At 73.9% G+C, this 17266-nt stretch carries 14 protein-coding genes; 7 read left to right on the forward strand and 7 right to left on the reverse strand.

The genetic code is table 11. From position 1 onward, the window contains the following. Window positions 1-112: 112 nt before the first annotated feature. From AB0J72_RS31675 to AB0J72_RS31685, 3 genes are all read right to left on the reverse strand, one after another. The gene (locus AB0J72_RS31675) at window positions 113-2716 is read right to left on the reverse strand and encodes a hypothetical protein (protein WP_363404951.1); all 2604 of its coding nucleotides are present in this window, start codon (window positions 2714-2716) and stop codon (window positions 113-115) included. Window positions 2717-2731: 15 nt separating this feature from the next. Beyond that, window positions 2732-3487, reverse strand: coding sequence for a TerD family protein (locus tag AB0J72_RS31680; protein WP_363404953.1), 756 nt, complete (start codon window positions 3485-3487; stop codon window positions 2732-2734). A 209-nt stretch (window positions 3488-3696) separates the two neighbouring features. Further along, on the reverse strand, window positions 3697-5769 hold the full coding sequence (locus AB0J72_RS31685; protein ID WP_363404955.1) for an RICIN domain-containing protein: 2073 nt from the start codon (window positions 5767-5769) through the stop codon (window positions 3697-3699). Between AB0J72_RS31685 and AB0J72_RS31690 the strand changes: the two genes are divergently transcribed. Together AB0J72_RS31690 and AB0J72_RS31695 are read left to right on the forward strand one after the other, a co-directional pair. Continuing rightward, a complete protein-coding gene (locus AB0J72_RS31690; protein WP_363404957.1) occupies window positions 5708-6406 on the forward strand; it encodes a substrate-binding domain-containing protein in 699 nt (232 codons plus the stop codon). The genes AB0J72_RS31685 and AB0J72_RS31690 overlap by 62 nt on opposite strands. A gap of 86 nt (window positions 6407-6492) precedes the next feature. After that, window positions 6493-8841: an EAL domain-containing protein gene (locus AB0J72_RS31695; protein ID WP_363404959.1), complete on the forward strand. Its 2349-nt coding sequence runs from the start codon at window positions 6493-6495 to the stop codon at window positions 8839-8841. A gap of 11 nt (window positions 8842-8852) precedes the next feature. Here the strand turns inward: AB0J72_RS31695 and AB0J72_RS31700 are convergent, their stop codons facing one another. Genes AB0J72_RS31700 through AB0J72_RS31710 form a run of 3 tightly spaced genes read right to left on the reverse strand, consistent with a single transcriptional unit; the run spans window position 8853 to window position 11577 of the window. Beyond that, a complete protein-coding gene (locus AB0J72_RS31700) occupies window positions 8853-9212 on the reverse strand; it encodes a hypothetical protein (RefSeq protein ID WP_363404961.1) in 360 nt (119 codons plus the stop codon). Beyond that, entirely contained in the window at window positions 9209-10621 is a 1413-nt protein-coding gene (locus AB0J72_RS31705; protein ID WP_363404963.1) for an amidohydrolase family protein, read from the reverse strand. Before AB0J72_RS31705 ends, AB0J72_RS31700 begins: the two co-directional genes overlap by 4 nt. After that, complete coding sequence (locus tag AB0J72_RS31710; RefSeq protein WP_363404965.1) at window positions 10618-11577, reverse strand: amidohydrolase family protein; 960 nt, start codon at window positions 11575-11577, stop codon at window positions 10618-10620. Before AB0J72_RS31710 ends, AB0J72_RS31705 begins: the two co-directional genes overlap by 4 nt. Before the next feature lie 99 nt (window positions 11578-11676). On the opposite strand from AB0J72_RS31710, the gene AB0J72_RS31715 reads away from it, so the two are divergent. Next, window positions 11677-12474 carry an IclR family transcriptional regulator gene (locus AB0J72_RS31715; protein ID WP_363404967.1) on the forward strand — a complete coding sequence of 266 codons (798 nt, stop codon included), beginning with the start codon at window positions 11677-11679 and terminating at the stop codon, window positions 12472-12474. Between the two features lie 583 nt (window positions 12475-13057). Here the strand turns inward: AB0J72_RS31715 and AB0J72_RS31720 are convergent. After that, window positions 13058-14008: a DUF4118 domain-containing protein gene (locus AB0J72_RS31720; protein WP_363404969.1), complete on the reverse strand. Its 951-nt coding sequence runs from the start codon at window positions 14006-14008 to the stop codon at window positions 13058-13060. Here AB0J72_RS31720 and AB0J72_RS31725 point away from each other — a divergent pair. From AB0J72_RS31725 to AB0J72_RS31740, 4 genes are all read left to right on the forward strand, one after another. Further along, window positions 13981-14520 carry a hypothetical protein gene (locus AB0J72_RS31725; protein ID WP_363404971.1) on the forward strand — a complete coding sequence of 180 codons (540 nt, stop codon included), beginning with the start codon at window positions 13981-13983 and terminating at the stop codon, window positions 14518-14520. The two genes, AB0J72_RS31720 and AB0J72_RS31725, sit on opposite strands and share 28 nt — an antisense overlap. A 122-nt stretch (window positions 14521-14642) precedes the next feature. Continuing rightward, entirely contained in the window at window positions 14643-15338 is a 696-nt protein-coding gene (locus tag AB0J72_RS31730) for a CPBP family intramembrane glutamic endopeptidase (RefSeq protein WP_363404973.1), read from the forward strand. 12 nt (window positions 15339-15350) lie between these two features. Then, window positions 15351-16196, forward strand: coding sequence for an ATP-binding cassette domain-containing protein (locus tag AB0J72_RS31735; RefSeq protein WP_363404975.1), 846 nt, complete (start codon window positions 15351-15353; stop codon window positions 16194-16196). After that, window positions 16156-17016, forward strand: a complete 861-nt coding sequence (locus AB0J72_RS31740; protein ID WP_363404977.1) for an ABC transporter permease — start codon at window positions 16156-16158, stop codon at window positions 17014-17016. The genes AB0J72_RS31735 and AB0J72_RS31740 overlap by 41 nt, the downstream gene beginning before the upstream one ends. Window positions 17017-17266 lie beyond the last annotated feature (250 nt).

The following is a 17266-nucleotide window of genomic DNA, read 5'->3' on the forward strand; positions in this document are numbered from 1 at the left end:
TGATCGTTTACACGGACGTCGGGTCAGACGACCAGCACCGCCCCGCGGTTGCGGCGGCGGTCTGTCGCAAGTCCGCCTGCGCCGGCCGCGCCGATGCGCTAAGCGGGCTCGGCTACGGCCACCGCGCCTGCACCTCGTCGATCGCGTCGAGCACCCCCTGCGCCGCGCCGGGCCCGCCCACCCGGACGATGGTGCCGGCGAGCGCGCCGATCGCGGCGAGCGAGCCGTAGGTCCGGTGCTCCGGCAGCGCGCGGCGCAGCACCTCGACCGCGAGCCGGACGCGCTCCGGCGACGGGTCGGCGTCGACGAGCGCCTGCGCCCGTCCGGCGAACGCCCGCGCCGGGAAGCGTCCGCGGCCCACGGCCGGCAGGGCGGCGGCCAGCAGCTCGGGGGTGAGCCGGTCGGCGAGCCGGGCCAGGAGCTCGGCGCGCCAGAACCGGCTCGGATCGGCACCGGCGGCCGCCACGGCGTCGGGCAGCAGCTCGTCCGGCAACCGCCGCGCCAGCTCGACGAACCGTTGTGCCCGGGTCTCCGGATGGCGGACCGCGGCGACCGCGGCGACCGCCTGCCGCTGCAGGTCGGCGGGCAGGTACGGGGCCAGGGCGGCCAGCAGCACCGACGGGGGCCGTGGGCCGTCCTCGGCCAGCACGGCGGCGATCGTCGCCTCCCGCCGCTCGGGCGGCAGGTGCCGGACGGCCTTGGCCAGGGCCTTCGCGCGGCTGTCGGGCGCGGTGAGGGCGAGGGCCAGCTCCGTGGCCCTCGCCGCGACGGCCGACCGCTGGTCGGACGGCAGGTGGGCGGCGATACCGGCCAGCAGGTCGACCTCGGAGCGGTCGCCCCGGGCGGCGGCGAGGGCCTGCTCCAGCGCGGCGGCGCGTTCCCCGGCGGGCAGGTGGGGCGCCAACGCGGTCAGGGCCTTCGCCCGCTGCGACGCGGACCGGGCACGGCCGGCCGTGGCGGCGGCGGTGAGGAGCAGCTCGCCGGGCAGGTGCGGGGCGAGACCCGCCAGGACCTCGGCCCGGACGCGCTCGGTCCTGATCGCGGCGGCGGCGTCGAGGGTGCCGCGCAGCTGCCCGGCGGTCAGGTGCGGGGCGAGCAGGAGCAGGGACTCGGCGCTGCCGTACTCCTCCTGCGCCGCGTGCAGCGCCCGCGTGAGCGCCTTGTCCACCGCGGCGGTGCGCAGGTCCGCGGCGAGGTGCGGCAGGAGCCGGATCACCGCGTCCGGCCGGTGGCGGCCTTCGCGCAGCGCATCGGCGGCGGTGCCGGCCCGCAGGTCGGGCGGCAGGTGCGGGATGAGCGCGACGAGCGCGTCGGCCCAGCTCCCGGGCTCGGCGAAGGCGGCCGCGAGGGCGGCGGCCGCCGCGGCGCGGAACCGGTCGCCGGAAGCGTCTCCGGCCAGCAGCCGCCGGACGGCCGTCGACCGCCGCTTCTCCGGCAGGTACGGGGCGAGCGCCGCGACCGCGTGCGCGTGGTAGATCCGGCTGTGGATGGCGGTCGTCACCGCGAGCGCGCGGGTGAGCGCGTCGCGGCCGGCCGGCTCTGGCGCGTAGGGTGCGAGCCCGGACCACGCGTCGCGGCGGTCGTGGTCGCCGCGCAGCTCGCCGGCGGCCTCCAGGAGCCGGGCCACCCGCCACGCCGGCAGGCTCGGCGCGAGCGTGCAGTACAGGTCGAATCGCGACCTCGGCGAGGTGATGTCATCGGCCGCGGCGAGCGCCCGGTCGAGCTGCCCGGGCGACAGACGCGGCGCCAGCCTGCGGAGCACGAGCGCGCGGTCGGTCCAGCCGAGCGCGAGGGTGGCGGCGAAGGCGACCTCGATCTGATCCTCGCGAAGGTGCGGCACCAGCCGGTCGAGCGCGGTCGCGGAGCCCGCGGCCGTCGCCGCGTCGAGGGCCTCGTCCAGCGCGTACGGTCCGAGGCTGCTCAGTGCCCTGGCCCTGGCGCCGGCGTCGCCGAGCGCGTCGGCGCTGGCGAAGGCCGCGCTCAGCACGGCCGTGCGGTCGGGCTCGGGCAGGTGGGCGGCGACGCCCGCGAGGGCACCGACGCGGTGCTCGCCCTCCTCGACGGCGCCGGCGGCGGCGCGGGCGCTCGCGAGCTGCGCGGGAGACAGGTGCGGCGCGACCGCGGCCAGCGCGTCGGCCTGCTGCGACGGGTACCGCGCCAGCAGGGCCGACGCGAACGCCTCGGCGACGACCTCCGCGCGCAGCGGCTCCGGCAGGCGCGGCGCCACGCCGGCGAGGGCCCGGGCCCGATAGTCCGGCGGGTCGATGGCGCGGGCGGCGGCGATCACCGGGTCCAGCTCGTCCGGGGTGAGGTGGGCGGCCATCGCGGTGTACTGGTCCGCGCGGTGGCTGCCGACGGAGCCGGCCAGGCCGTCGAGGATCCGGGCGGCGACGGCGGGGCGCTCGGCGGGGTCCAGGTACGGCAGCAGACGGTTGAGCAGGCCGGCCCGCCCTTCGGGGGAGCTCAGCCGGTCGGCGTGGGCGACGCCGCGCGGGGCGGACCACAGGCCGGCGGCGACGAGCCGCTCCACCAGGTGCGCCGGGACGTTCTCGGTCATGCTCAGCAGGCTGGACACGACCAGGCCGTGCCGGATCTCGTCGACGAGGCTCGGCGCCGCCCCACCGCCGGCCAGGGCGGTGTCGGTGTCCGCGGCGGCCCGCCGCCAGGCCGATTCCGCTTCCTCGAGCGAGCCGTCGGCCAGCTCCCCGGCAGTCATTGCGACACCCTACGCTCAGATGCGGGCGCCCTTCTTGAGGTTGCAGCCCCGGCACAGCAGCTGCAGGTTGCCGGCGCTGGTCGCGCCGCCGCGGCTCCACGGGATGACGTGGTCGAACTCCAGGTACTCGGTGGCCTGGCACTCCACGCACGCGCCGCCGTCGCGCTGCCACACCTCCGTCCGCACCGCGGCCGGCACCGACCGGGAGTCGCGCTGGGCCGGTATGACGGCGGTGCGTCTCGCCTTCCGCATCGCGCCGGTGAGCACGGCCGCCACGTACTCGGGGTCGCTGACCTCGTAGATCCCGGAGTCCCAGCCCTGGCCGACCGCCCTGAACTTCCAGCCGCCGCCGCGCCGGTACAGCTCGCCGAACACGACCGCCGCGACCCGCTCGACGTCCAGGACCGGAAAGCTCGCCAGCTCGTGGCCGTGCTGCCCGGTCACGGTGACCTTCAGCCCCGGCACGGTGTCGAACGTGCCGGCGTCCATGGAACCCGCGATGACCACCTTGTCCACATCGGACGGCAGCCGCCCGAGATCGACCGCGATGGTGGCCGCGCACTGCCCGTCGGTGCTCAGCTCGACCGCCCCGGCGGCCCCGCTCGGCTCGTTGTAGAACACGAAGTCGGCGTCCGAGCGCACCTTGCCGCCCGCGTCCAGCAGCAGCGCGCACGGGTCCACCTCGGATCCGGTCCCCCACGCCACCTGCACCCGCACGACCGTCTCGCCGATCGCCGTGTTCGCACCCCGCACCAACGCCGCCACCACCATCGGGCCACCTCCGCCGCGACGGTACCGACACGCACCGCCAACACGCGATCACCGCGCGCTGAAAACAGCCGATCGCCAGCCGCCACCGACACGGAGGGCGATGACCCCCGTCCGATGCGTGCATCGTCAGGCACCGAACGGCCGACCCCGGGCCCGACGATCGTGCGGGCCCGGCGTCCCCGTGACGCCGGGCCCGCTGGGGCGGGGCGTTACGGCTGGACGACCAGGCGGAAGGACTGGGCCGGGCCTCCGGAGCAGGTCCACTGCTGCAGGCGGGCGCCGTCGCCGGTGGAGACGTCGGTGACGTCGAAGCACTGGCCGGTGTTGTTGCGCGGGTTGAGGGTGTACGTGCCGTTCGCGCCGGCCACCGCTCGCCACTGCTGGTTGGTGCCGCCGCCGTACGCCCACAGCCGGATCTTCGCGCCGTTGCCGGTGCTGCCGGGGCCGCCGGTGACGTCCCACGCCGCGGTGGCCGCGTTGCGGCTGACGACCCGGTAGAAGCCGTCCGTGGTGGGCTGGAACTGCCACAGCTGGTTGTTGTTGCCGGCGGCGCACGTCCACTGCTGCACCGCGGTGCCGTTGCCGGTCGAGCCGCCGGCGGCGTCGACGCACTTGCCGCTGTTGACGTTCACGACCTGATACCAGGCGGCCGGGTTGATGCCTCCGCCGCCGGTGCCGCCGGTGGTGGTGACGGTCAGCTGGTTCGAGGCGGCGGACTGGTTGCCGGCCGCGTCCCGGGCCCTGACGGTGTACGTGTACGCGGTGGACGGGGCCAGCCCGCTGTCGGTGAAGCCGGTCGTGGTGGTCGTCCCGATCTGCGTACCGTTGCGGAACACCAGGTAGCCGGTCACGCCGACGTTGTCCGTCGAGGCCTGCCACGACAGGTTCGTCGTGGAGGACGTCGTGCCGGACGCGGTGAGGCCGCCCGGCACGGACGGCGCCTGGGTGTCGCCGCCCGTGCTGCCGGCGGGCCAGGTCAGGGTGGTGATAGCGCCGCCGGGGACGGTGTAGCTGACGACCATGCCGTTCCAGGACACGCCGAAGGTCTGCGTGCCGCCGCCGATGTTGGCGACGAACAGGGCGGTGGAGCCATCCGGGTTGCGGTAGGCGACGTTGTACAGGTCGCCCGCGTTGTTCGTGCCGAGCCGCACCGCGCCCGGCTTGATGAACTTCGACTGGTGACCGATCGTGTAGTACTCGGCGTTGCGGGTGACGGTGGTGCCGTCGATGGTGAGCACGCCGGAACACATGCCGGCGGGGTTGTTGCCGCAGCCGCCGTTGACCGGGCCGCCGCGGGGGTCCAGGGCGACGTTCCAGTTGATGACGGACTTGCCCCAGTTGCGCGGGACCTCGACCTGGAGGTTGCGCGCGTGCCACTTCAGCGTGTCGGAGAAGACCTGTGCGGGCGAGTCGTTGACGCCGTGCCACCCGGAGCACTCCGTGAACCAGATGTCCTTGTTCGGGAAGGCGTTGTGCAGGCCGGTCTGTGCCCCCGCGTCGCCGGAGTAGCAGTGGTACGCCGAGCCGGCGATCCACTGCGCGGCGGAGGTGCGCAGGATGTCGTACGGGTAGTTCGGCTCCGGCGGCACGCCCAGCCGGGCCGCGTCGGCGGCGTCGTCGGGGTGCTGCGTCCAGTTGTGGTCGTACGAGATGATCTTCACGTTGCCGAGGCCCGCGTCGCGCAGCATCGGGCCGAGTTCGTTGATGACGGCGGCCTGGTGCGCGACCGGCATGTCGGTGCCCGGGTAGGCGTCCGGGGTCCGGTTCTGCGGTTCGTTCTGCACCGTGAGGAAGTGCACCGGCACGCCGGCGGCCTGGTACGCCTGGACGAACTTCACCAGGTACAGCGCGTACGCCCGGAAGATCGCCGGGTCGTCCTTCAGCCGGCCGCCGACGAGGGAGTTGTTGGCCTTCATCCAGGCCGGCTGACCCCACGGCGACGCCAGGATCCGCAGGTTCGGGTTGAGCTGCAGGGCCCGGCGCAGCAGCGGCAGGATCTGCGCCTCGTCGTGCGCGACGCTGAAGCGGGTCATCTGGTGGTCGGTCTGCCCGGCCGGCAGGTCGTCGTAGGTGTAGTGCGGCTCGTCGTCAAAGTCGGACCCGCCGATCGGCTGGCGCAGCAGGCTCATGCCGATGCCGTCGACCGGGTGGAACAGCGAGGTCATCACCTGGTCGCGCTGGGCGGCCGGCAGCCGGTAGAGCAGCGCCGCCGACGAGTCGGTGATCGACGCGCCGAAGCCCACCCTCGCCGGGCGGGCGGGCGTCGACGCCGCGATCCTCATCCTGCCCCCCGAGCCCGGCGAGGCGCTCCAGCGGCTGCGGGAGCAGGGGTTCCCGTTCGTGGTCGTCGACCCGCGCACGCCGCCGCCCCGCGACATCCCCGTCGTGTCCGCGGCTCACTTCACCGGCGCCCGCACGCTCACCGAGCACCTCCTGGACCTCGGCCACCGCCGCATCGGCGTCCTCGCCGGCCCGCAGAACTGGCTCGCCGGCGAGGCCCGGCTCGCCGGGCACACGTCCGCGCTCGCCGACATCGGGATCCTCGCCGACCCGGCCCTGACCAGGTCCGCGGAGCCCACGGCGCACTACGGCGAGCACGCCGCCGGTGAGCTGCTCGACCTCGCCGACCCGCCGACCGCGATCATCGGCTTCAACGACAAGGTCGCCGTCGGCATCCTCGCCGCCGCGGCGCGGCGCGGCCTCCGCGTGCCGGCCGACCTGTCCGTCACCGGATTCGACGACATCGATCTGGCCACGGCGACCACGCCCCAGCTGACCACGGTCCGGCAGCCCCTGCGGGAGATGGGGCGCATGGCCGTCAGCCTGGTCATCCGGCTGGTGCAGCAGCACCGGCTCGACGCGCTGCACGTCGAGCTCGCCACCGAGCTGGTCGTGCGGGGATCCACCGCCGCGCCGTGACGACCGGCTGACCGTGACGGGGGGCGCAAATCGGTGAACCTCGAACGTTCGGGTGAGATCAGGTACGTAACCGGCAGGATAGTCTCGTGCCCGTGACGCGGGAGGCGCTTCGGTCGGCGGGTCCCGAGGCCGGGGTGGCCGCGTGGCGGTACGTGCAGGCGGCCGTGGCCGTCCTGTTGCTCGGGACCGTCTGGTGGGCCGCGTTCCTGGCCGGCTGGGTCGACTCCGAGGCGTTCGCCTACGTCTTCGTGCCGGTCGGTGGGGTCCTGGCCACCGCGTCGGTGCACCACATGCTGCTCGGCGGCGCCCTCGACCCCGTCGCCCGGCGGTTCTGGCGCGGGCTGCGGGGCGCCATGGCGCTGATCACCATCGGGTACGCGTGGCTGGCGCTGGACATGCTCACGCACGCCGACGAGGCCCACACGCGCACGATGCCGGTCCTCGCGGCCGTGAGCGTCGGGATCGGGTTCCTGGCCGCGCTGTGGGCGGTGGCCCGGGTGCCGGTGATGCCGACCGGCGGCGTCGAGTGGTGGCGGATGCTGCTGGACCGCACGATCGGGTTCCTCGGCTGCGCGGCGGTCCTCTGGTACGCGGGGCTGGCCCCCATGCTGTCGGCCCGCGAGCCGTGGAGCCGGCAGGCGATGGTGCTGGTCGGGCTGGCGTTCGTGGCCGCGGTCGGCGCCGCGACGAAGGTGTCCTACGTCGCCGGCGGCCCCGTCGACCGGACCGCGATCCGGCTCATCGCGGCCAGCGGCGGCGTCACCGCCGGCATCGTCGCGGTGCTCGCCGTGCGGTTCGGGCTCATCGCCGCCGTGCCCGCGCAGGCGGTCGTGATGCCGCTGACGCCGGTGCTGGCCACGCTGAGCGTCGCGGCGCAGTGGCGGGCCAACCTGGGGCTGCGCCGCGACAGCGCCCGCAGCGGCAAGTGGCTGCCGTACCTGGCCGTGGTCGCGGTCGACCTGCCGCTGGTCGCGATGGCGTTCGGCGCGCCGCTGGAGTGGCCCGGCCGCGTCGTCGTGATCGCCGCCGTGCTGGTGACGGCGCTGGTCACGGCCCGGCAGTACCTCACGTTCCAGGACAACACGCGGCTGCTCGCCGACATGCGCGACCAGGAGGAGCGCCTGCGGTACGAGGTGAGCCACGACGCCCTGAGCGGCCTCGCTAACCGGGCGCTCTTCCGGGGCCGGATCGCGACGGCGCTGACCTCGCCCGACCCGGCGTGGGTGCTGCTGGTCGACCTCGACGACTTCAAGGCCGTCAACGACCTGCTCGGCCACGGCGTCGGCGACCGGCTGCTGGTCTCCGTCGCGCAGCTGCTGCAGGCCGAGGCCGGCACCGCCGGCCTGCCGGTGCGCGTCGGCGGCGACGAGTTCGCGGTGCTGCTCACCGGTCCCGGCGCCGACCCGGAGGACCTCGCCGCCCGGATCCTGGCCGCGCTCGACCAGCCGATCAGCGAACACCGGCTGCTGGTGCAGGCCAGCATCGGCATCGCCGCCGTGCGACCCGGCGCCACCGTCGACGCGGTGCTGCGCGACGCCGACGTCGCCATGTACACCGCGAAACAACGCGGCAAGGCCGGCTTCGTGCGCTACGTCGACGGCATGGGCGAGCCCGTCCTCGCGCACATGCAGCTCGGCGGCGAGCTGCGGCGGGCCCTCGACGGCGGCGAGCTGCGGGTGCTGTACCAGCCGATCCTGCGCCTCGACGACCGCCGGCTCGTCGGCGTCGAGGCCCTCGTCCGCTGGCACCACCCGACCCGGGGCGTCATCAGCCCCGCCGAGTTCATCCCGGCGGCGGAGCGGACCGGGCTGATCGTCCCGCTCGGCCGGTTCGTGCTGCGCGAGACCTGCCGGCAGGCGGCGAAGTGGCTGGCCGAGTTCGGGCCGGACGCGCCGCTGCGGGCCGCCGCCAACGTCTCCGCGCGGCAGCTGCACGACCCCGACTTCGTCGCCGACGTCACCGCCGCCCTCGCCGACAGCGGCCTGCCCTGCGAGCGGCTCGTCCTCGAGGTGACGGAGTCCGCGGTGCTGCGCGGGCAGCAGGTGTCGCGGACGCTGTACGACCTCGACCGCATGGGCATCCGCCTGGCGCTGGACGACTTCGGCACGGGCGAGTCGTCGCTGAGCCTGCTGCGCGCGTTCCCCGCCGCGATCGTCAAGCTCGACAAGTCCTTCGTCGACGGCGTCGAGATCGACGACGGCCAGCCCGCCGCCGTCAACGCCCGCCAGGCGGTCGCCCGCGCCGTCGTACAGCTCGCCGACACCCTCGGCCTCGACACGGTCGCCGAGGGCATCGAGAGCGCCGAGCAGGCCGCGGTGCTCCGCGAGCTCGGCTACACCGTCGGCCAGGGCTACCACCTCGCCCGCCCGATGACCGCGGAGAGCGTGTCCGCCCTCCTCGCCCGCCAGCAGACGCTCACCGCCGCCGACCGCTGACCCGCCGCCGGTCAGCCGGACAGCCAGCGCAGGGTGTCGGCGTAGAAGGCGGCGGTGCGGTCGGGCTGGTCGTCGCCGAGGAGGTCGGCGCCGACGGGGTAGCCGCGGCCGGCGAGGAGCCAGCCGAGGAGGGCGTACGGCGCCCGGAACGGCGCGAGCTCCTCCGGCGGGACGTGGCGGTGCACGCTGGCGTTGCCGGCGGCGGCCATGGCCCGGGAGGCGTCGACGAAGCCCGGGCCGTCTCCGGTGTACCAGCTGAGGGCGACCGTCGAGTCCGGCCAGTAGCAGGCGCGCATCTGGTCCCACCAGCCGCGGTCGCGGGCCTGCCGCTCCAGGAGCACCACCTGACCGGCCGCGGCGACGTCGCTCACGTGACCACCGTCCCGGCGAGGCGGTCCTTCGCCGCGGCCAGGTGCGCCGCGGACAGGTGCGTGCCGGCCCGCACGACTCCGGTGACGCGGTGCAGGTGCGCGGCGTCGGTGACCGGGTTCGCGTCCAGGAGCACGAGGTCGGCATCGCGCCCCGGCTCGACGGTGCCCATCGTCGCCGTCGTACCGAGGAACGACGCCGCGTCCAGCGTCAGCATCTGCAGCAGGCGCAGCGGCGCGATGCCGGCCTCGGCGAGCAGGTCGATCTCGTCGTGCAACGCCGCGCCCGGCACGACCCAGACCGCGCCCGAGGAGTCGGTGCCGACCAGCATCCGCACGCCGGCCTCCTCGAAGATGCGGGCCATGCGGTACTCGTAGCGGTGCGAGGCGGCGAGGGTCGCCCGCTGCGCCGGGGTGAACCTGCCGAAGCGCGCGGCGACGCGGTCCCACGTCCTGCGGGTCGCCGCCGCCATGTACCGCAGGTCCTCGTCGGCGGCGAACGACGGGTCGTCGCAGAGCTTGCTGGTCTTCTGCCGGATGAGGGTCGGCACGTGCCAGGTCCCGTCGGCGGCGAAGCGCGCGGCGAGGTCGTGCGCGTGGTGCTCGTCGAAGGTCCGCACGGCACGGTCCAGGATCTCGACGTCCTCGGCCTTGTTGAGCAGCACCGGGTTGAGCACGACTCGCCGCATGACCGCCGCGACGACCCGGTCCATGAACGGCAGCCAGGCCGGCGGCAGCCGCAGCCGCGAGCGGGCGCCGGAGGCTTCGCGCAGGGCGGGCTCGTCGGTGGAGCAGCAGGCGAGGACGCCGAGGCCGGACCCGAAGTGTTCGACGGACTTCATACCGATGCTGGAGGCGCGCAGCACGTCGATCCCGGCGGGCAGGTGCCCGACGATCGGCACGCCGAGCCGCAGCGCCTCGACCTGCGCGTCGAAGAAGCGCTCCTTCGACATGGCGGCGGACTTCACGAAGTCGGCGCCGGCGGCGACCTGCTCGCGGACGGTCGCGACGGCCTGCTCGGCGGTGCCGGTGTTGAGCATCGTCAGCAGCGGCCCCGGCATCGCCAGCAGCGCCGGCGACGCGGCGGGCAGGCGCAGGTCGCCGGCGGCCCGGGCGCGCAGGAGACCGAGGTCGCCGTGCATCTGGCGGAAGCCCGTGATGCCGTGCGCGAGCATCAGCTCCAGGGTCGGGGCGGGGTCGCCGTGGCCCAGCGGGTGGGCGTGCATGTCGTTGTAGCCGGGGACCAGGTACCGGCCGGAGACGTCCACCACGGTGGCGCCGCGGGGCGCCTCGAGGTCCTCGCCGACCGCGGTGATGACGCCGCCCTCGGCGAGCACGTCGGTGCCCGGCCGCAGCGAGCCGTCGCGGGTGTCGACGACGGTGCCGCGGCGCAGCAGCAGCGGCGCGGTCACCGCGCGCCGCCGGTCAGCTCGTGCGCGTTGCGCGTGGTCAGGTCGCGCCAGGTGGCCGTGTCCGACGGTGGCGGTGCGGCGTCGACGGCGGCGATCTGGGCGAGGGCCGCGGCGGCGGGTGTCCAGCAGTAGTCGCTGCCGTAGACGAGCCGCGCGGTGCCGAACGCCGCGTCGAGGGCGGGGATCTGCCGCGGGAACGGGGTGCCGGCCATGTCGTACCAGAGCCGCCGCAGCTGACTCGTCACGGTGGGCGCGTCGGGTGCGGCCCCCATCGGGAACGCCGCGCGGAACATGTCCATGCGGTCGGCGAGCAGCGGCAGCACCCCGCCGCCGTGCGTCAGCAGCCACCGGATCCGCGGATGCCGCACCAGTACGCCGCTGAAGACGAGATCGGCGGCGGTCCTGGCGGTGTCGAACAGGAACTCCAGCATCGGCCGCGGGCGGCCCAGCGCGACCGACTCCGCGTGCGGCGGCGAGGTGGGGTGCACGAAGACGAGCGCGCCGCGCCGGTCGAGGTCCTGCCACAGCGGCTCGAGCCGGCCGTCGCCCAGGTACATGCCGTGGTGGTTGCTCTCCACGACGATGCCGTCGGCGCCGAGTGTGTCCAGCGCGTACGCGGCCTCGGCCCGGGCCCCGTCGACGTCCGGCAGCGGGAGCGTCGCGAAGTGCCCGAAGCGCTCCGGCCGCCGCGACCGCACCGCCGCGCCGAACTCGTTGACGTCCCGGGCGAGGGCACGCGCGGCGGTGTCGTGGCCGAAGTGGACGCCCGGCGAGGAGATCGACAGGTACGACCTGCCGATGCCGCCGCGGTCCATGAGCTCCAGGTGCGCCTCCGCGCTCCAGGACGGCCAGCCGGGCATCCCGTCGGGGTGCTCGATCCCGGCGGCGCGGGCGGCGGCGACGTAGTCGCCGGTCACGAAGTGGGCGTGGAAGTCGATCAGACCGGTGGGTGCCATCTGGAAAGTCCTCGTTCCGCTGTCCGGTTCGGCGTCCGGAGGTTTCGCGGGGTTTCGCGGGGTTTCGCGTTCGCCGGAGCCGTGTGCGACAGTAGGTCGGTGACCCGTCCAGCGGAACTGGCCGTGCCGGTGAGTGGAACACCGACCGCGGCACCGGCCGCCAGGCCTGGTGACGCGGTGATCGAGCGGGCGTTCGCGCTGCTCGGCGCGTTCGACGCCGACCACCGCTCCCTGCCGCTCGCCGACCTCGCCCGGCGCAGCGGCCTCCCGCGCAGCAGCGCGCTGCGCCTGGCCCGCACCCTGGTCGACGTCGGGGCGCTGGAGCGGCTCACCGACGGCCGCTTCGTCGTGGGCCTGCGCCTGCTGGAGATCGCGTCGCTGGCACCGCGCGGGCACGGGCTGCGCGCCGTCGCCATGCCCTACCTGGAGGACCTGTTCCACGTGACCCGCCAGCACGTGCTGCTCGCCGTCCGCGACGAGGGCGAGGCGCTGCTCGTGGAGCGGCTGTCCGCCCGCGACGCCAGCCCCGTCCGGTACCGCATCGGCGGCCGCCTGCCCCTCACCTCGACCGGCGTGGGCCTCGTCCTGCTCGCCGAGGCGCCGCCGCAGGTACAGGAGGACACGATCGCCGCCTTTCTGCCCGACGACGGCGGCGACGACATCCACACCCCCGCCGACCTGCGCCGCGCCCTTGCCGAGATCCGCCGCGGCGGCTACGCGTACGCCCGCCAGAGCTCCCCGTGGCCGATGAGCACCGTCGCCGCCCCCGTCCGCGGACCGTCCGGCGTCGTCGCGGCGGTGTCGGTCGTCGCCCCCAGCCCAGGCTTCGCGACGTCGTCCTACATCCCGGCCGTCCAGGCCGTCGCCCGCGCCATCTCCCGCCAGCTGGCCGCCTGACCCCGGCCCTCTTCCTGTTCGTCAGTGGCAACGGGCCGTCTCTCGACGGCCTCAGACCACCAGCTCATGACGGACACGCCGGGTCAGGCAGTGTCGGGCTGGCTGCCATGGATGCGACAATGGGCTCAACAGCGTGCAAGCGGTCGCCGGCCGCTGGGATGGGTGGACCCGGCCCAGTTCGCCGCCGCGTGCCGTGAGCGGTTCGGCGTCTCGCCCTGCCACACCACACCGTGCGGACCTGACAGGAAAGCCGGTCATGGGTGAGGTCTTCGCGGCGACCGACATGGCAGCCGCCGGGCACGTGCTGGCCAGCGTCTACACCGCCCCCCGCCCGCATCCAGCGGCCGCTGCGCTTCACCGGCTACGAACCCGTCTCACCCGACGCCGCCCAGCTGTGGCGCTCCACCTACGCCCACGTCCGCGACGGCATCCTCGCCGACCCCCAGGCCGCGGCTGAGCGTCGACCTGGCCGGTGTCCGGCTGGTCGCGTTCGTCCACGACGGGGTTGCCAGCGCGATCAGTCAGGCCAAGGCCGCCGGTGACGGCACCGTCGGCGTCTCCGGCCCGAACATCGCACAGCCGGTCAGGTTCGGCGGTCGGGCCTGGTGGCATGTACGGCGTCGAATGCCTCGGCGACCTGGTCGGCGAGCGTGACCGCGACAAGCCGGGACTGGAGCGGCACGGCGTGGCCAGGGGTGGGGGTGAGCATGAACCGCCCGTAGTAGACGCCGTCCGCGCAGACCCTGAGTTCGACGTCCTCATCCGGTAGCTCGGCCGCCTGCGACGACCAGTGAACGGGTTTCGGCGTGATGCTGCCGTCGGGTTCGAGCCGCGGTGGACGGCCGAGCAGGCGTCCCTGCTCGAATCGGCATCCGCGCAGGTGCAACAGGTCGACCAGCTCGGGGCGGACCTGGTTGACGACCTGGTTGGGGGCGGCGCCGGACTGGACCAGCTGCGTCGTCCGGTGGATCCAGGACAGCTGGTCGGCGTCGGTGACAGTGATGAGGTGCAGGCGGTTGGCCCGCGCGGCCAGCTGCGACACCGCCAGGCCGACGGCGAGCAGGAGGACCGCCGTGAGGACGTCGGTGTTCGCGGCGATGGCGAACCGCTCGTACGGCTCGGTCAGGAAGTAGTCGAACCACACCGTGGCGGACAAGGCCGCGACCGCACCAGCCAGGCGGCTGCCGATGGCGGCCACCGCGACGACAGCCACCACCAGGACCAGCGCCAGGTTCGCGCCGGAGATCGCGGTGCGGAAGGGAATCAGGACTCCGGCGACGGCCAACGGCCCGAAGATCGCCGCCGCGAGCGCGATCCGTTCCCGGCTGAGGGGGCTGAGCGTCGTGCACCGCCTGCCTCTTCGCCCAGCGGTAACCGCCTCCAGCGTACGTCTCCCAGCTGGGCGGCGTACCGACGCGGCTGGGAGTTGCCTGTGACCTGCCGGGAGCGGGTTTGTCGCCGGTCCGGCGGTGGTATCGACAGTTCTGGTCCAAGTGAGGAGGGGCCATGAAACTCCATCGAATCGGACTCGCACTCAGCTCTGCTGTGCTCGCCGGAGTCGGCGCGGTGGGCGTGCCGGCGGTGGCGGGTGCCCAACCCAGTCCGGCGGCTCCGGGCGGCGGCACGGAGACCGTGGCGCCGAGCCCGGAGTCGACGGCCTGCGCGCAGGGTCACCGGCACGCGGGCATGCTCAGGAACGTCGAGCACGGCGAGGGTGTCGTCCAGACCAAACAGGGACAGGTGAACGTGGCCATGCAGAACGGCACGCTCACCGCCGTCTCGGCGTCGGCGGTCACCGTGAAGTCGGCCGACGGGTGGACCAGGACGTGGACCATGGGCGACAACCTGCGGGTCGTCGAGCATCGGCACACCCTGCAGCCCGGCGCCCTGACCACCGGCACGAACATCACCATCGCCGGCACGACCAGCGGCACCGGCACCGGCACCGGCACCAGCGAGAAGTACACCGCCCGGATCATCCGGCTGCACGAGCACACCGGCATGCAGCCGTCGCCAGGCGCGACACCAGCGCCATCCGGCATGTAGCGCCACCGCCGAGCCGGCGTGGGGCCACCTTCCGGGGTGGCCCGGGCCCGGTGCCGTTGCCGGGGTGCGTGTCCGGCTGTGTGGGAGGTAGCACGAGGTAGCGCGAAGTAGGTGGAGCGCCGATGGACGATCGGGCCTTCGCCGGCACCCTGTCCCGCCGGCAGGAACTGGCGGAGTTGGGCGTGTTCCTGCTGCTGCTCGTGCCGCCGCTGGTGCTGTCGTACTTCGCGGCCGGGCAGGCCGCCGTGCCGTTCACCCTGCTGGCCAGCGCGACGATCGCGCGCGACGCGGGTCTCGTCGCGTTGATCCTGCTGCTGCTGGCCCGTGCCCGGCAACCGGTCGCGGTCATCGGCTGGACCGGCCGTACCGCCTGGCGGGAGGTCGCCTGGGGGGTCGCCCTGACGGTGCCCGTCCTGGTCGGGGCGCAGGTGCTGGACGCCGTCCTTCGGGGCGCGGGCCTGTCCGGGCCGCGGCCGTCCAGCGCGAGCCTGCAGCCCGCGCCCGGGGTCGGACAGCTGCTCCTCGCCGTGGCGCTGGTCGCGGTGGTCGCCGTCGCCGAGGAGACGGTCTTCCGCGGGTACCTGATCCTGCGGATCGCCGGTGTCCTCCGCAGCCGTACGTCGGCGGTGCTGCTGTCCACGGTGATCTTCTCCGTCGGGCACGGATACGAAGGCAGCGCGGGAGTCCTGACTGTCGGTGCGACCGGCCTGGCCCTCGCCGCCGTCTACGTCTGGCGGCACAGTCTGGTGGCGCCGATGGTGATGCACTTCCTGCTGGACTTCCTCGCGATCGTGGTGGCACCCCTGCTGCTCCGCTGAGACGGCGCAAGGATGAGGCCGGTGAACGCTTCGTATGCTGGGATGGTGGGGTGTCACCCGGATCTCGCGGTGGAAACCCGGGGCCTGACCCGGCGGTTCGGCGATCTGCTCGCGGTCGATCATCTTGATCTGCTGGTGCCGCAGGGCATGGTGTTCGGCCTGCTGGGACGCAACGGCGCCGGCAAGACCACGACGATCAAGATGTTGACCACGCTGCTGGCCCCGACCGAGGGCACGGCCAGGATCGCCGGCTTCGACATCGGCACCCAGCCGGCGCGGGTACGCCGCGCGGTGGGCTACGTGCCGCAGCTGCTCTCCGCGGACGGTGCCCTGACCGCGTTGGAGAATCTGCTGGTCTTCGCCCGCCTGTACCACATTCCCCGGGCGCAGCGGCGGACGCGCATCGATGCGGCGCTGGTGTCGGTGGGGCTGCAGGACGCGGCGCACAAGCTGGTCCGCGACTTCTCCGGCGGGATGATCCGCAGGCTCGAGATCGTCCAGTCGATGCTGCACCGTCCAGCGGTGCTGTTTCTGGACGAACCCACGATCGGGCTCGACCCGGTCGCCCGTCACGGCATCTGGGAGCAACTGCGCAACCTGATCGCGCAGGAAGGCACGACCCTGTTCCTCACCACGCACGACATGGAGGAGGCAGACGCGCTGTGCGGCCAGGTGGCGATCATGCACCGCGGCACGGTGGTCGTCCACGGGACCCCTGAGGACCTGAAGGCCCGGCTGGGCCCGCACGCGAACCTGGATGACGTCTTCGTCGCGTACAGCGCGGCGACCGAGGAGACGGAGGAAGGAGCGCTCCGCGATGTCCAACGTACCCGGCGCACCGCACGGCGCCTCGGCTGAACGCCAGTTCCCGTACCCGGCACAGGCGGTGATGCGGCGCCTGGCCGTGCCGCTGCTGTTCGCTCAGGACACCGCCACGATCGTCGACGTCGAGATCCGCAAGCTGCGCCACGATCCGGTCGAGCTGCTGACCCGAGCGGTCCAGCCGGTGCTGTGGCTGCTCGTGTTCGGCAAGGTGATCGCCCACGCCCGGGCGATCCCGACCGGGGACCTGCCGTACCTCGACTTCCTGGCACCCGGGATCCTGGCCCAGAGCACCCTGTTCGTCGCGATCTTCTACGGCATCGCCGTGATCTGGGAACGCGACCTCGGGGTGCTGAACAAGTTCCTGGTCAGCCCCGCCTCCCGGGCATCACTCGTGCTCGGCAAGGCGCTCTCGGCCGGGGTACGGGCTCTCGCCCAGGCCGCCATCGTCTACCTGATCGCGGCCGCGCTGGGCGTGAACCTGGCGGTCGCCCTGGCGCCGCTGGCCGGTGTCGTCGTCGCGCTGATCCTGGGCGCGGCGGTGTTCGCCACCTTCTCGCTCATCATCGCCTGCCTGGTCAAGACCCGCGAACGGTTCATGGGCATCGGGCAGATCCTCACCATGCCGCTGTTCTTCGCGTCCAACGCCATCTACCCCATCGCCATCATGCCCACCGCGCTGCAGTGGCTGGCCAAGGCCAACCCGCTCACGTACCAGACGGACATCCTGCGCACCCTCATGCTGCAGGGCGGCACCAGCGCCTTCGGGCTGCCGCTGGACTTCGCCGTGCTGACCGGGACGCTCCTGGTCCTCGTCGCGGTGGCGGCACACCTCTACCCCCGGGTCGTGCTGTAGCGCGGTGACCGCTGACGTTCACCGCGTGCTCCTCCGTGGTGTCCCATGCATCCCCCTCTCTTCGAACAACCAGGCCGAGCGGCGGCCGCCGTGGACGAGCGCGTATTGGTTTCGTCAAGAGCACTGGTCCCGCCGCTCGGCACGCGCTGTGATCGGGGTGGCGGCCGGCGTCATCCGGTCGCCGACCTGGTGAAGGGCAGTGATGGCGATGCGGTGCGCTCCGCGCTTCCCGGGCACCGCGGCGTCGAGG

Origin of the sequence: Dactylosporangium sp. NPDC049742, assembly GCF_040674675.1 — a bacterium.
Classification (GTDB): Bacteria; Actinomycetota; Actinomycetes; order Mycobacteriales; family Micromonosporaceae; genus Dactylosporangium; species Dactylosporangium maewongense.